General features: G+C 68.0%; 11 protein-coding genes. 9 read left to right on the top strand and 2 right to left on the bottom strand.

Annotation, left to right across the window (positions count from 1 at the left end):
• Positions 1–10: 10 nt before the first annotated feature.
• From RZR99_RS18525 to RZR99_RS18545, 5 genes are all read left to right on the top strand, one after another.
• The gene (locus RZR99_RS18525; protein ID WP_323121222.1) at positions 11–1,333 is read left to right on the top strand and encodes an MFS transporter; all 1,323 of its coding nucleotides are present in this window, start codon (positions 11–13) and stop codon (positions 1,331–1,333) included.
• A gap of 15 nt (positions 1,334–1,348) precedes the next feature.
• Positions 1,349–2,983 (top strand): HAL/PAL/TAL family ammonia-lyase, encoded by a 1,635-nt coding sequence (locus tag RZR99_RS18530; protein ID WP_323121223.1) that lies wholly within the window; start codon positions 1,349–1,351, stop codon positions 2,981–2,983.
• A 172-nt stretch (positions 2,984–3,155) separates the two neighbouring features.
• Positions 3,156–4,259: a porin gene (locus RZR99_RS18535; protein WP_323121224.1), complete on the top strand. Its 1,104-nt coding sequence runs from the start codon at positions 3,156–3,158 to the stop codon at positions 4,257–4,259.
• A gap of 145 nt (positions 4,260–4,404) precedes the next feature.
• Positions 4,405–5,265 (top strand): MBL fold metallo-hydrolase, encoded by an 861-nt coding sequence (locus RZR99_RS18540; RefSeq protein ID WP_323121225.1) that lies wholly within the window; start codon positions 4,405–4,407, stop codon positions 5,263–5,265.
• Between the two features lie 81 nt (positions 5,266–5,346).
• Positions 5,347–6,579, top strand: coding sequence for an NAD(P)/FAD-dependent oxidoreductase (locus RZR99_RS18545; protein WP_323121226.1), 1,233 nt, complete (start codon positions 5,347–5,349; stop codon positions 6,577–6,579).
• Positions 6,580–6,613: 34 nt separating this feature from the next.
• Here the strand turns inward: RZR99_RS18545 and RZR99_RS18550 are convergent, their stop codons facing one another.
• Both RZR99_RS18550 and mdeB read right to left on the bottom strand, forming a co-directional pair.
• Positions 6,614–7,084 carry a DUF2867 domain-containing protein gene (locus tag RZR99_RS18550; RefSeq protein WP_323121227.1) on the bottom strand — a complete coding sequence of 157 codons (471 nt, stop codon included), beginning with the start codon at positions 7,082–7,084 and terminating at the stop codon, positions 6,614–6,616.
• Positions 7,085–7,287: 203 nt separating this feature from the next.
• A complete protein-coding gene (mdeB, locus tag RZR99_RS18555) occupies positions 7,288–10,032 on the bottom strand; it encodes an alpha-ketoglutarate dehydrogenase (protein ID WP_323121228.1) in 2,745 nt (914 codons plus the stop codon).
• Between the two features lie 149 nt (positions 10,033–10,181).
• Here mdeB and RZR99_RS18560 point away from each other — a divergent pair, with 149 nt between their 5' ends.
• The 4 genes from RZR99_RS18560 (at position 10,182) to RZR99_RS18575 (ending at position 15,477) form a co-directional block, all read left to right on the top strand.
• Positions 10,182–10,709 carry an Lrp/AsnC family transcriptional regulator gene (locus tag RZR99_RS18560; RefSeq protein WP_323121229.1) on the top strand — a complete coding sequence of 176 codons (528 nt, stop codon included), beginning with the start codon at positions 10,182–10,184 and terminating at the stop codon, positions 10,707–10,709.
• A 412-nt stretch (positions 10,710–11,121) separates the two neighbouring features.
• Positions 11,122–13,323, top strand: a complete 2,202-nt coding sequence (locus tag RZR99_RS18565; RefSeq protein WP_323121230.1) for a glycoside hydrolase family 3 C-terminal domain-containing protein — start codon at positions 11,122–11,124, stop codon at positions 13,321–13,323.
• A 757-nt stretch (positions 13,324–14,080) separates the two neighbouring features.
• Entirely contained in the window at positions 14,081–14,383 is a 303-nt protein-coding gene (locus tag RZR99_RS18570) for an ArsR/SmtB family transcription factor (protein WP_323121231.1), read from the top strand.
• Between the two features lie 32 nt (positions 14,384–14,415).
• Complete coding sequence (locus RZR99_RS18575; protein ID WP_323121232.1) at positions 14,416–15,477, top strand: alkene reductase; 1,062 nt, start codon at positions 14,416–14,418, stop codon at positions 15,475–15,477.
• Positions 15,478–15,489: the final 12 nt, after the last annotated feature.

The raw sequence follows: 15,489 nt of genomic DNA on the forward strand, positions 1-15,489 counted from the left end.
GGAGATCGTCGTGAAGCATGTCGCGGTTCCCCTCGACACGGCCCCGTCCGTGTCCTCGCCGATCCACCACGGCCGCCGCGCGGTCGCGGCCGCGTCGATCGGCAATGCGCTGGAGTGGTACGACTTTTCGGTCTATGCGTTCTTCGCGGTGTACATCGCGCAGAACTTCTTCCATCAGGCCGACCCGGGCACCCAGCTGCTCGAAGCCTTCATGGCGTTCGGCATCGGTTTCGTCGCGCGTCCGCTCGGCGCGCTCGCGATCGGCATCTACGGCGACCGCGCCGGGCGCAAGGCGGCGCTCACGCTGACGATCCTCGTGATGGCGGCGGGCACCGGGATCATCGCGTTCGCGCCGCCCTACCAGGCGATCGGCATCGGCGCGCCGCTGCTGGTGGTCTGCGGGCGTCTGCTGCAGGGTTTTTCCGCCGGCGGCGAGGTCGGCGGCGCGGCGGCGTTCCTGATCGAGCACGCGCCGGCCGAGAAGAAAGGCAAGTACGCGTCGTGGCTGCAGGCGAGCATGGCGCTGTCGAACATCCTCGGCGCGCTGGTCGCCACCGCCGTGACCTTGACGCTGAGCCGCGAGCAGATCGGCGACTGGGGCTGGCGCATTCCGTTCATCCTCGGTCTCGCGATCGCGCCGGTCGGCTTCTGGCTGCGCAAGACGCTCGACGAAACGCCGCATTTCCAGGCGGAAATGGACCGCATCCATCGCGAACGGGCCGCGCAGAAAGCGCCGCTGCTGCAGATCGTCCGCGATTTTCCGCGCGAACTGACGATCGGCACCGGGTTTTCCGTGCTCTGGGCCGTCTGCGTCTACACGCTGGTGATCTTCATGCCGACCTATGCGCAACGCACGCTGCACTACGAAGGCCACGAGGCGTTCGTCGCCGCGCTGGTCGGCAACTGCCTGATGGCCGTCGTCTGCGTGTGCGCCGGCGCGTGGTCGGATCGTTTCGGCCGGCGCACGGTGCTGGCGGCGGGCGCGACGCTGATGCTCGTATCGGTCTATCCGCTCCTCTATTGGCTGCACGCCGCGCATTCGGCATCGACGCTGATCGTCGTGCAGAGCGCGTTCTGCGTGCTGGTCGCGGTGTTCACCGGCGTCGCGCCCGCCGCGCTGTCGGAGCTGTTTCCAACCCGGGTCCGTTCGACCGGCATGTCGCTGTCCTACAACCTGGCCGCGACGATCTTCGGCGGCTTCGCCCCCGCGATCCTCACGGGGTTCACGCAGCACGGCGGCCATCTGTTCGCGCCGGCCTGGTACGTCATGGCCGCCTGCATCGTCGCGCTCGCGTCGATTGCCGCGCTGCCCGCCGCTTCCCGTCACGCCTAACTCCGGACTCCTCTCATGCAACGTCTGATCGTTCGCGGCGCCGCCGCGCTCATGCTGCTCGCCGCCGCGCCGGCCTTCGCCGACGTCATGCTCGACGGACACTCCGCTACCCCGGACCTGATTGCGCGCATCGCGGACGGCGAAGCCGTGTCGATCGCCCCCGCCGCGCGGCAGCGCGTGACGGCCGCGCACGACGTGCTGCTCGAGGCGGCGGCCGCCGGCCAGCAGATCTACGGACTGACGGTCGGCGTCGGACTCAACAAGGACCGCAAGATGGTCGACGCGCACGGCAAGCTGACCGACGAGGTGATCGACGCGTCGACGCGGTTCAACCTGGGCCTGATCCGCGCGCACTCGGGCAGCGTCGGGCCGGACATGAGCGTGCGCGTGGCGCGCGCGGCGATGGCCGCGCGCCTCAACGCCATGCTCGACGGCGGCGCGGGCGTGCAGCCCGCGATCGTCGACGCCTATGCGCAGTGCCTCAATCGCGGCGTCACGCCCGCGATGCCGGCCGACGGCTCGATCGGCGAGGCGGACATCACGATCCTCAGCCATGTCGGCCTCGCGATGCTCGGCGAAGGCGACGCGTACTACCGGGGCCGCAAGCTGCCGGCCGCCGACGCGCTGAAGGCGGCCGGCATCGCGCCGATCCGGCCGTTCGGCAAGGATGCGCTCGCGATCCTCAGTTCCAACGCCTACTCGGCGGGCATGGCGGCGCTCGCGCTGCACGACATGGCGCAGCTCGCCCGGGTATCGAAGCAGGTCTTCGCACTGAGTCTTCAAGGTCTGAACGGCAATGTCTCGCCGTTGCGCGAGGACACGCTTGCGCTGCGGCCGTTCCCGTACACGCAGCGCGCGGGCGCCGCGCTGCGCGCGCTGCTGGCGGGCAGCAGCCTGTGGAATCGCGACCCGGACCGGCCGCTGCAGGACCCGCTGAGCTTCCGTTCGGGGGTCTATCTGCTCGGCGAGGAGGATCGCACGCTCGATGCGGCGCGCGCGCTGATCGCGATCCAGCTGAATTCGAGCGACGACAATCCGGGCGTCGCCGTCGGCGTCACGCCGAAATCGGCTCGCGCGCAGGATGCGGCCGGCTATGTCGACGGCGGCGGCGCGGTGCTGCCGAGCGCGAATTTCGAGCCGCTGCCATGGGTGCTCGCCTTCGAGGAGCTCGGCCTTGCGCTCGCCCACAATGCGCTCGCGTCCGCGCAGCGGGTCGTGAAGCTGAACGATCCGCATCTGACCGGCCTGAGCCGGTTCCTCGGCACCGACCAGACGGTGCATGCGTTCGGCGCCATGGAAAAACCGCCGACCGCGCTCGCGATGGCGAACAAGGCGCTCGCGATGCCCGTGTCGCTCGACTATCTGCCCGTCGCGGGCGGTATCGAGGACATCGCAACCAACGCGCCCGAAGTCGTCGAGCGGGTGCAGCAGCAGATCGACAACAGCTATGCGCTGCTCGGCATCGAGCTGATCCAGGCGGCCCAGGCGATCGATCTGCGCCGGCGCAAGCAGGCGGACTTCGCGCTCGCGCCGGCGACCGCTCCGCTGTATCACGCGCTGCGCGGCCAGGTCGCCTTTCTCGAACAGGACCGCCCGCTGACGCCGGACTTCCGCGCCGCGGCGAAGCTGCTGAAGGATTACCGCGACTAGACGCGAGCGAGCGCCGCGCGGCACCCACCGAGCACGCCGCGCTCGCTACCCGGCGAACGCCGCATCGCCGTACACGCCGTACACGCCGTACACGCCGCGCGTTCGATGCGCCGTCATCGAACGCCGTTCTGTTACGCCCCTCCTCACCCCGTCAACCGATCCGATCGCCATCATGAAAAAGCTCGTCACCTTCGCCGCGCTGTTCGGCCTGTCCGCCGGCGCGCACGCGCAGAGCAGCGTCACGCTGTACGGTATCGTCGAAGACGGTGTGGATTTCGTCAGCAACGTACAGGGCACGCACCTGACCCAGCTCGCGTCCGGGGTCACCGCGGGCAGCCGCTGGGGCCTGCGCGGCGCCGAGGATCTCGGCGGCGGGCTCGCGGCGATCTTCCGGCTCGAAAGCGGCTTCGATCTGAATTCCGGCCGGCTCGGCAGCGGCCTCGCGTTTTCGCGCAACGCATACGCGGGCCTGCAGAGCACGCGTTTCGGCACCGTCACGCTCGGCAGGCAATGGGATTCGATCGTCGACTACGTGGAACCGTTTACGCTGAACGGCAACGTCGGCGGCTATTATTTCGCGCATCCGAACGACATGGACAACACCGACAACGGCTTCCCGATCTCGAACGCGCTCAAGTACCGCAGTCCGACGCTCGGCGGCTTCACGTTCGGCGGGCTCTACGCGTTCGGCGGCATCGCGGGCCAGTTCTCGAACAACGCCGTGTTCAGCGCCGGCGCCAGCTATGCGGCCGGCCCGTTCGGCGCGGGGGTCGGCTATCTGCGGATCAACAACCCCGGCGTGTCGACGCAGGGCTACCAGAACTATCCCGGCTTCACCAACGCGATCTACGGCAACTATCTGGCGGCCGCGCGCGCGCAGAAAGTGTTCGGCGCGGGCGTGTCGTACCGGGTGCTGACGTCGGTCAAGCTGCTGGCCGATTTCACCAATACCAGCTTCCAGCAAGGCAGCGCCGGACACGACGCGACGTTCCAGAACTACGAACTGTCGACCGTCGTCACGCCGGCGCCGGGTGTCACGCTTGCCGCGGGCTACACCTACACCACCGGCTGCGACCATGCGACGCATGCGGAACCCAAGTACAACCAGTTCAATCTGAGTGTCGAGTACGCGTTGTCGAAGCGGACCTCGGTCTACCTGATGGGCGCGTACCAGAAAGCCGCCGGCGACGCCCCGGTCGCGCAGATCGCCGGCTTCAATCCGTCGAGCAACCAGAAGCAGGCGGTCGGACGCGCCGGCGTGAGAAGCGTCTTTTGACGAGACGCGGGCGAGCCCGGCTGCACACCCTCACGCGCGGGCGGCGGCGCCGCGCGAACGACGGCCCGGACAAAACCGGTTCCGAGCGGATTTCGGCGCCGCCGCCTGTTGCGCGATCCGTCCAATTGAGCGACCCTCTTCCCTCATGAAACCCATCATCGAAGCCTTTCACGACCCCGTCACCTCGACCCTCAGCTACGTCGTGCACGCCGGCCCGGGCACCGACTGCGCGATCGTCGATTCCGTGCTCGACTACGAACCGCACGCGGGTCATACGTCGACCCGTTGCGCGGACCGGATCGTCGAGTACGTGCGCGACACGCGCCTGCGGGTCGACTGGCTGCTCGAAACGCACGCGCACGCCGATCACGTCTCGGCCGCGCCCTATCTGCGCGAACAGCTCGGCGGCCGGATCGCGATCGGCGAACGAATCCGCGCGGTGCAGCGGATCTTCGGTCCGGTGTTCAATCTCGAACCGGCGTTCCTTCCGGACGGCTCGCAGTTCGATCATCTGTTCGGCGAAGGCGACCGGTTCGGCGTCGGCGAACTGCAGGCGACGGTCATGCACGTGCCGGGCCATACGCCCGCCGATGTCGCCTATTGCTTCGACGGCGTCGCGTTCGTCGGCGACACGCTGTTCATGCCGGACGTCGGCACCGCGCGCTGCGATTTCCCCGGCGGCGACGCGCATACGCTCTACCAGTCGATTCGCCGCCTGCTGTCGCTGCCCGGCGACACGCAGCTGTACATGTGCCACGACTATCCGCCGGACGGCCGCGGGCTGCGCTGGCACACGACGGTGGCCGAGCAGCGCGCGGCCAACATCCATGTCGGCGGGACGATCGCCGAGGCGGACTTCATCGCGATGCGCACCGCGCGCGACCGGACGCTCGGAATGCCGACGCTGATCATCCCGTCGATTCAGCTGAATATCCGCGCAGGCAGGCTGCCCGAGCCGGACAGCAACGGCACCCGCTACCTGAAAATTCCGTTGAACGTGCTGTAGCCGGCCTCGCGGCGGCAGGCGGGCGACCCGGCCCGCCCCGCGCGACGGCGAAACCCGCCCACTTTCGATTTCTCTATGCCCATGACATCCTCAACCCTGACTTCCCGCTCCTTCGACATCGTCGTGGTGGGCGGCGGCGCGGCCGGCATCGGCGTGACCGCGAGCCTGCTCAAGCGGCGCGCCGACCTGAAGATCGCGATCGTCGAACCCAGCGAGCAGCACTACTACCAGCCGGCATGGACACTGGTGGGCGGCGGCGCGTACGACATCGGCAAGACCGTACGCCCCACCGCGTCGCTGATCCCGCACGGCGCGCAATGGGTGTGCGGCCGCGTCGCGGGCTTCGAGCCCGAGCACGGCCGCGTCGTGCTGGACGACGGCGCAACGCTCGAATACCGGCATCTGATCGTCTGCCCCGGCCTGCAGCTCGCGTGGGATCGCATCGCCGGACTCGAGGCGACGCTCGGCCGCAACGGCGTGACGTCGAACTACCGCTTCGATCTCGCGCCGTACACGTGGGAACTGGTGCGCGCGCTCAAAAGCGGCCAGGCGATCTTCACGCAGCCGGCCATGCCGATCAAATGCGCGGGCGCGCCGCAGAAGGCGATGTATCTGGCCTGCGATCACTGGCGGCGCAGCGGCGCGCTCGACCGGATCGCGGTGGAATTCGACAACGCTGGCGGCGCGCTGTTCGGCGTCGCCGCGTTCGTGCCGCCGCTGATGCGCTATGTCGAACGCTATCGCGCGAAGCTGGCGTTCAATTCGAACCTCGTCGCGGTCGACGGTCCGAACCGGACCGCGACATTCGACGTGAAGGAGGCGGACGGCAGCGTCGCCCGCGTCGACAAGCCGTTCGACCTGCTGCACGTCGTGCCGCCGCAAATCGCGCCGGACTTCGTGCGCGCCAGCCCGCTCGCCAACGCCGACGGCTGGTGCGAGGTGGATCAGGTCACGCTGCAGCATCCGCGCTATCCGAACATCTTCGCGCTCGGCGACGTCTGCTCGGCGCCCAACGCGAAGACCGCCGCCGCCGCGCGCAAGCAGATCGTGATCGTCGCGCGCAACCTGCTCGCGGCCCGCGACGGCGCTCCGCTGGCGGCACGCTACGACGGCTACGGCGCGTGTCCGCTGACGGTCGAGAAAGGCCGCATCGTGCTTGCCGAATTCGGCTACGGCGGCAAGCTGCTGCCGACCTTCCCGCTCGATCCGCTGATCCCGCGCCGCTCGGCCTGGCACCTGAAGACGACCGTGCTGCCCTGGCTTTACTGGAACGGCATGCTGAAAGGACGCGAATGGCTGACGAAGGTCGACTGAACTGAACTGTGCTGAGCCGGACCGGCCGGCGGCGTCACGCTCGCGGTTGAGCGGGACCGTTGCCGGCGCCCGCCAGCGCCGCGATGTTCAAGACGGCGCGCGCCGCGATGATCCGGTGAAACGGCATGATGGCCGCGAGGTAGCCGCGCCCCCACACGTTGTGGCTGCGCACGATGGTGGTGAGGGTGGCGTTGCCCTCCGCCACGACGACGGCGACGCGGAAATCCAGGTGCCGGTCGTCGAAACCCATCAGCACTTCGCCGGGCGACTGCCGGATGACCGGAAACCCGCCCGGCGGCGCCGGCTTCAGCGCGACGAGCATCCCCAGCCGGTCACGGATTCGCAGCAGCATGCGAATCCAGTGCGGCATGGTCGATAGCATGCCGCCGGCCGCGCGGATCGCATCGATCCCGGGCGGCACTTCCACCCGGTACGCATCGGCAAAATCGAAACCCGGCAGGATGCTCGCGCAATCGATGTCGGGCGTGACCGGTCGGGCTTTCATGGCGAAGCTCCTGTCTCTGTGTTTTCCACGCGCGGGCGGATAGGCGACGTGTCGTCGGCAAGCGCAACGGCTTCGACTATATGCGCGCCGTCCGACTCGAGGCAAGCGCGCGTGGCGCGACGACTGCATGACCAAGATCGGGCGCGGCGTATCCGGCCCGATGCCCTCGGCATCCGCTGCCCGAGGTGCGCCGCGGCCCCGTTCTAGCGCATCCAGGGTGCCCCGTGCGACGACGCCCCGCCCTTGCCATAGTGTCGCAGCGCGCGAGCGCTCACGCCCGCGCCGATCGCGCCGTCGTCCTCGAGCGCCTTCAACGCCGCGATCACGATTGACGCCCGGTCGACCTCGAAGAACGCGCGCAACGCCGCCCGCGTATCGCTGCGCCCGAATCCGTCGGTGCCGAGCGTCACGTAGCGCCGCGGCACGTAGGCGCGGATCAGTTCGGGCACCGCGCGCACGTAATCGGTCGCGGCGATCACCGGGCCGGACGTCGCGCCGAGCTGCCCCGTCACGTAGGGCTCGATCGACGCTTCGCCGAGCCGGGCCAGCCGCTCCGCCGCGATGCCGTCGCGCTGCAGCTCGGTGAAGCTCGTCACGCTCCACACGTCCGCCTCCACGCCCCAGTCCGCGTGCAGCAGCCGCCGCGCCGCCAGCACCTCGCCGAGAATCGCGCCCGCGCCCAGCAGTTGCACGCGCGCCGCCGAACCCTCGCCGCCGGCGTGGTTGTTGTCGTCGTCGTCCGGCAAGCGGTGGAGCCCGCGCAGAATGCCGGCGCGCCGCGCGGCCGGATCGCCGGCCGGCATGGACGGCTGCGCATAGCTCTCGTTCATCGCCGTGACGTAATAGAACACGTCGCGCTGCCGCTCGACCATCTCGCGCATGCCCTCGTCGACGATCGCCGCCAGCTCGTACGCGAATGCCGGATCGTACGCGCGGCAGTTCGGAATCGTCGACGCCGCCAGATGACTGCTGCCGTCCTGGTGTTGCAGCCCTTCGCCGCCGAGCGTCGTCTTGCCGGCGGTCGCGCCGATCAGGAAACCGCGCGCCCGCTGGTCGGCGGCCGCCCAGATCAGGTCGCCGATGCGCTGAAAGCCGAACATCGAGTAGTAGATGTAGAACGGCAGCATCGGCAGGTCGTGCACGCTGTACGACGTCGCGGCGGCGATCCACGACGACACCGCGCCCGCCTCGGAAATGCCTTCCTCCAGAATCTGCCCGCCGGTCGCCTCGCGGTAGTAAAGCATCGAGCCGAGATCCTCCGGCTCGTACAGTTGGCCGAGCGGCGAATAGATCCCGACCTGCCGGAACATGTTCGCCATGCCGAACGTGCGCGCCTCGTCGGCGACGATCGGCACGATCCGGCCGCCCAGCTCCCCGTCCTTGAGCAGCGCGGTCAGCATGCGCACCAGCGCCATCGTCGTCGACATCTCGCGCCCGCCCGCTTCCAGCGCGAATTGCCCCCAGGCCCGCAACGCCGGGACGGTCAGCCCCTGCGTCGCCGCGCTCCGCCTTCTGGGCAGATAGCCTCCCAGGGCAGCCCGGCGCGCATGCAGATACTGCATCTCCGGGCTGTGTGCCGCTGGCTGGTAAAACTTCAGCTGCTCGACGTCGTCGTCCGACAGCGGCAGGCGGAACCGGTCGCGGAACGCCTTCAGGTCGTCGGTGTCGAGCTTCTTCTGCTGATGGGTGGTCATCCGGCCCTGCCCCGCCGCGCCCATCCCGAACCCCTTCATCGTCTTCGCGAGCACGACGGTCGGCTGCCCCCGGTGCGCGAGCGCCCGCGCATAGGCCGCGTGCAGCTTGCGCGCATCGTGGCCGCCGCGATGCAGCCGGTCGATCTCGTCGTCGCTGAGCGTCGCGGCGAGCGCGGCCAGATCCGGATGCTGACCGAAAAAACGCGCGCGATTGTACGCGCCGTCGTTCGCGGAGAACGTCTGGAACTGGCCGTCGACCGTCTGCGCGAACGCGCGCGCCAATGCGCCGGCATGATCGCGCGCGAACAGCGGATCCCAATCGGAGCCCCACAGCACCTTGATCACGTTCCAGCCCGCGCCGGCGAACTGCGCCTCCAGCTCGTCGACGATGCGCCCGTTGCTGCGCACCGGACCGTCGAGCCGCTGCAGATTGCAGTTGATCACGAACACCAGATTGTCGAGCCCTTCGCGCGCCGCCAGCGACAGCGCGCCGATCGATTCCGGCTCGTCCATCTCGCCGTCGCCGAAGAAGCCCCACACCTTGCGGCCGTCGGTGCGCGCGAGCCCGCGATTGTGCAGATACCGCATGAAGCGCGCCTGGTAGATCGCATTGATCGGCCCGATTCCCATCGAGCCGGTCGGGAACTGCCAGAAATCGGGCATCAGCCACGGATGCGGGTACGAACACAGGCCGGGCCCGGCGATTTCCCGCCGATAGTGCTCCAGCCGTCCTTCGTCGAGAAAGCCTTCGAGATACGCGCGCGCATAGACGCCCGGCGCCGAGTGCGGCTGGAAATACACGAGATCGCCGTCCGCGCCCGCGCCGCGCGACGCATGGAAGAAATGATTGAAACCGACTTCGAACAGGTCGGCCGCCGACGCGTAGCTCGCGATATGGCCGCCCAGCTCGCCATACGCGCGGTTCGCGCGCACGACCATCGCGAGCGCATTCCAGCGCATCGCGGCGGCGAGCCGCGCTTCGAGCGCGAGGTCGCCCGGATAGTCCGGCTGTGCGCTTTCGGGAATCGTGTTCAGGTACGGCGTCACGCGGCCGGCCCGCGCGTCGAGCCCACGCGTTCGCGCATGCCCCGTGACCCGCTCCAGCAGATATTGCGCACGCGCCGGACCGACATGCGCGATCACCGCGTCGAGCGCTTCCAGCCATTCGGCCGTTTCCTGCGGATCGCTGTCGTGGCCGGCATCATCCGGCGCGATCGATTGCACCTGCTTGCTGCCGCTCGACAAATCGGTCATCGCTCGACTCCTGACAGGGGGTTCGGTTACCCGACGAATGGATCATGGTAGCGGCTCATCCGCAAAATAAGCGTCTCATTTGCTTGCGATTTGCCGATCCTGTAGTGTAGTTATTCCTGTTTTTTATCGATCCAAGGAATATTTTATCCATGCCTGCTGCCCCGAAGCGTCTCGACCGGATCGACATCGGCATCCTCAGCCAGTTGCAGCAGGACGCCCGCATCACCAATGCCGAGCTGGCGCGCTCGGTCAACCTGTCGCCGACTCCATGCTTCAACCGCGTCCGCGCGCTCGAGAAGCTCGGCCTCTTCAAGCAGCAGGTGACCTTGCTGAATCCCGAACCGCTCGGGCTGCGGATCAACGTCTTCATCCAGGTCAGCCTGGAAAAACAGGTCGAGGATGCGCTGCAGCGCTTCGAGCAGGCGATCTCCGCGCGTCCGGAGGTGATGGAGTGCTACCTGATGTCGGGCGATGCCGATTACCTGCTGCGCGTCGTCATGCCGGACATGCAGACGCTCGAACGCTTCATCGTCGAGCACCTCACGAAAATCCCCGGCGTGTCGAACATCCGTTCCAGCTTCGCGTTGAAGCAGGTGCGCTACAAGACGGCGCTGCCGCTGCCCGCGTCGGGGCTGACGCTGGTCGATCCCGACGACGTCGCGACCGACTGGCGCTGACGCCGCCGGCGCTCACCCATCCATCGCGCGTTGCGCCGGCGCGCCCGTCACGCGTCCGCAACCCGCGCGGCCCCCGCATGCTGCGCTGCGTCGAGCAGTTCTTACGGCATCTCCCTGCTTGCTCAGGAAAGGCTTACTCGCCAAGCGGCGATGAAGAGAATCCCTTCACATGCACTGGCGCAAACCAAGGGAAAACACCGATGCTGTAGTCGGACTACATCGCTACCGTAAATGGCGGTGGAGCTTAGCTACATTCATATCCGGCCGCGCTATCCCTCCACCCCGCACGGCGCATCCCGCCGCTGCGCCGCATCGCCAGCAGCATGTCGCCCGGCCCGTTTCCGTCGTGCCCCGGGCGTCAGCAAGACCCCGCATCACTCGCATAAACAGAATCAGATCCTTGGAGAGAGATATGCAGGTCAAACTTTGGCCGGCCGCCGCATTGACGGCAGCCGTGTTCGCCAGCGCCCACGCGGGCGCGCTCGATGTCCCATCCCCTGCCGCCGCTTCGGACGGTTTCGCGTCGTCCGCCGCGCACTGGCGCGCCGATGCGCTGGTCCGGAAGATGACGCTCGACGAAAAACTGCAGTTCATTCATTCGCAATATCAGATGAGCGACGTGCCCGGCGGCGGCGCGGGCTACATCCAGGGCGTGCCGCGACTCGGCATCCCCGATCTGAACATGGTCGATTCCGCGACCGGCTCCGGCAGTACGTCGCAGGCCAGCACGACCTTCCCGGCCACGCTCGCACTGGCGGCAAGCTGGGATCGCCGGCTGTCGTACGCATACGGCAAGCAGGTCGCCGTGCAGCTGCGCGCGCAGGGTTTCGCGATGGGGCTCGGCGGCGGCACCAACCTCGCGCGCGAGCCGCGCGGCGGCCGCCTGTTCGAATATCTCGGCGAGGATCCGCTGCTCGCCGGCGACCTGCTCGCCGAGCGCACCGACGGCACGCAGCGCCAGAAGGTGATCGCGACCATCAAGCATTTCGCGGGCAACGAGCAGGAGCACGGCCGGATGGGCGGCAACAGCCAGATCGACGAGCGCACGCTGCGCGAACTGTATCTGCTGCCGTTCGAGATCGCCGCGAAACGCGCGCGGCCGGGCAGCGTGATGTGCAGCTACAACCGGCTCAACGGCGACTATGCGTGCGAGAACGCGCACCTGCTCAACGACGTCCTGAAGAACGACTGGGGATTCGAAGGCCAGGTCCAGTCGGACTGGGGTGCGACGCATAGCACCGCGAAGGCGATCAACGCCGGGCTCGACGAGGAAGAGGATGTCGGCCCGACGGTCTACCTGACGCCGCAGGCGGTGCGCCAGGCGATCGCGAATCATTCGGTGTCGACCGCGCGGCTCGACGACATGGTGCGCCGCAAGCTGTACGTGATGATCCGCATCGGCGTGATGGACGATCCGCCCAAGGGCGGCGGCGCGATCGATTTCGCGGGCGCGAATGCGTTCTCGCAGTCGGTGGCCGAACAATCGATCGTGCTGCTGAAGAACGACGGCAACCAGCTGCCGCTGGCTTCGGCCGCGCTCAAGCGGATCGCGGTGATCGGCGGCCACGCCGACGCGGCCGTGCTGTCGGGCGGCGGATCGGGCAACACGCGCGATCCGGTCAGCGGGTCGTTCGCGGGTTGCGGCGGCTTGACGTTCGGCACCTCGACGGGCTGCAGCTGGTGGCGCAATCCGTGGCTGAAGGTCGACGTGCCGATTGTCGCGGCGATCCAGGCGCTCGCGCCCGCCGCGCAGGTGACGTTCGCCGGCAACAGCGATCAGCAGTCGCCGTTCCGCGCCTACACGCAGCAGGAAATCAGCCAGGCGGCCACGCTCGCGCGCGGCTCCGATGTCGCGATCGTCGTCGTCGCGCAGCCGGCCGGCGAGGATTTCGGCGATCTGCAGAGCCTCGGCCTCGCGAACCCGACCAATCAGGATGCGCTCGTCGAAGCGGTCGCGCAGGCGAATCCGCGCACGATCGTCGTGGTCCAGAGCGGCAACCCGGTGCTGATGCCGTGGAAGGACCAGGTCGCGGCCATCGTCGAGGCGTGGTACCCGGGCGAAGCCGGCGGCAAGGCCATCGCGAACGTGCTGTTCGGCAAGGTCAATCCGTCGGGCCGGCTGCCGGTCACCTTCCCGGTGCGCGACCAGGACACCCCGACGTGGGGGCAGAACGGCGCGTTCGAGAACGATCCGGTGTACGCCGAGAAGCTGAACATGGGCTACCGCTGGTATGACGCGAAGAACATCCGGCCGATGTTCGAGTTCGGGTACGGATTGTCGTACACGCACTTCGCCTACTCGGGCCTGTCGGTGCGGCGCGGGCCGGACGGCGCGATCGACGTGTCGTTCACGGTGCGCAACGACGGGCGGGTCGCGGGGGCCGACGTGCCGCAGGTGTATCTCGGCGTGCCGTACAAGGATGAACCGCCGCGCCGGCTGGTGGGCTGGGAAAAGGTCGGCCTGAATCCGGGCGAAGCGCGCCGCGTGCGGATCACCGTCTCGCCGCGGATGCAAAGCGTGTGGGATACCGCGCGCAACGGCTGGCGGTATGTGCCGGGCGGTACCGTGTATGTCGGAGCGTCGTCGCGCGACATCCGGTTGCAGGGAAAATAGGCTCGCGTGTCGCCGAGGCGGGAGGGCCGGCCAGCCGGCACGCCCGCCGGCGGCGGCGGCGTGCGGCCGGACCTCGGATTCCGGGAACCCGCCGCCGCCCGACGCGCAGCGGAGCGCGAGTTCGCGACCTCCGAGGCAAGCCGCCGTGCTCGCGGTAGCGCGATGCGTTGCCGCGAAATCATCGACGGATCTCCCCGGACGGGAGCCCGGCCCAGGCTGCATCCCGGCCCCTTTCAAACGCGCCGCGTCACGGCATTGGCACCGGATACCCGTGCCATTCAATACATTCTCGCGTAGCCGATTATTCGCGTACTCCAGGCCGGCTCGCCGACTCTGTCATGCGCCATATCGCCGGCTGAGATCCAGGCACCCGGTCAAACCAACGATCACATCCCGAACGAGCGCCGCCCCCATTGCGCCCGAGCCTTTCCCGCCAAGGGCAAGCGGGAGTATTTCCACATCGAGTCAAGATAAGGATCCTTCCTTCACGTATCAAGCGTCACTCCGGCGCCCGCGACAACAATCTGCCGCCCGAACCGCGGATGCATCTCTTAGAATCGACCCTTCGCACGAATCCTGAGCCTGCCCGATCAGCAAGCTCGGGGGCCGGTCGAGCGCGGCAAACCAATGCGCGCTTTCGTTCCGGCCGCCTCAACCCTACTGGCAGTAGTTTCTTTTCGTTATATCGCGATATTCCGATATAAGATTCGGAAAACGACGATTCACTTGTTTGTTTGAGCTTTTGACCCTGAAATCCATGACGATCGACATCGACGCCATCCACAAGGCGCTGGCCAATCCGGTCCGCCGTGAAATCCTCACCTGGCTCAAGGAGCCGGAGCGGCATTTCGCGGATCCGTCGCACCCGGCGCTGCACGGCGTCTGCGCGGGCCAGATCGATGCGCGCTGCGGTCTGTCGCAATCGACGGTGTCCGCGCATCTGGCCACGTTGCAGCGCGCCGGACTGATCTCGTCGACCCGCGTCGGCCAATGGACTTTATTCAAACGCAACGAGGAAGTGATTCAGGCGTTTCTCGATGAACTGCACAGCGGCCTGTAACGGCTGCCTGCCACCTTGATGAGGTTTTCGTTATGCCTACCCTGTTCGATCCCCTGACCATCGGCGACCTCACGCTGCCGAACCGCATCGTGATGGCCCCGCTCACCCGCGCCCGCGCCGGCGAGGCGCGCCTGCCCAACGCATTGATGGCGCGCTACTACGCCGAACGCGCGTCGGCGGGCCTCATCATCAGCGAAGCGACGTCGGTGACGCCGCAGGGCGTCGGCTACGCCGACACCCCCGGCATCTGGTCGGACGAGCAGGTCGAAGGCTGGAAGCTCGTGACCGGCGCCGTGCATGCGGCGGGCGGCCGGATCTTCCTGCAGCTGTGGCATGTCGGCCGCGTGTCGCATCCGATGTTCCTGAACGGCGACTTGCCGGTCGCGCCGAGCGCGATCGCGCCCGCAGGCCACTTGAGCCTGGTGCGTCCGCAGCGCGCGTACGTGACGCCGCGCGCGCTCGAACTCGATGAGATCCCCGGCATCGTCGCCGCATACCGCAAGGGCGCGGAAAACGCGAAGATCGCCGGTTTCGACGGCGTCGAGATCCACGGCGCGAACGGCTACCTGCTCGACCAGTTCCTGCAGGACAGCACGAACCACCGCACCGACGCGTACGGCGGTCCGATCGAAAACCGCGCGCGTCTGCTGCTCGAAGCGGTCGATGCGGCGATCGACGTATGGGGCGCGCAGCGCGTCGGCGTCCACCTCTCGCCGCGCGGCGACGCGCACACGATGGGCGACTCCGATCCGCTCGCGACCTTCGGCTACGTGGCCCGCGAACTCGGTCGCCGCAAAGTCGCTTTCCTGTTCGCCCGCGAGTCGTTCGGCGACGATCACATCACGCCGCAGCTGAAGCAGGCGTTCGGCGGTCCGTTCATCGCGAACGAGAACTTCACGCTGGACACCGCCCAACAAGCGCTCGCGAACGGCGACGCGGATGCCGTCGCCTGGGGCAAGTTGTTCATCGCGAACCCCGATCTGCCGCGCCGCTTCGAACTGAACGCAACGCTCAACGAGCCGAACCCGTCGACCTTCTACGCGGAAGGCGAAACGGGCTACACGGACTACCCGGCGCTCAGCAACGCCGCGTAACGCGCGCCGCGT

The organism is Burkholderia alba (assembly GCF_034721475.1).
In the GTDB taxonomy this organism is placed as follows: Bacteria; Pseudomonadota; Gammaproteobacteria; order Burkholderiales; family Burkholderiaceae; genus Burkholderia; species Burkholderia alba.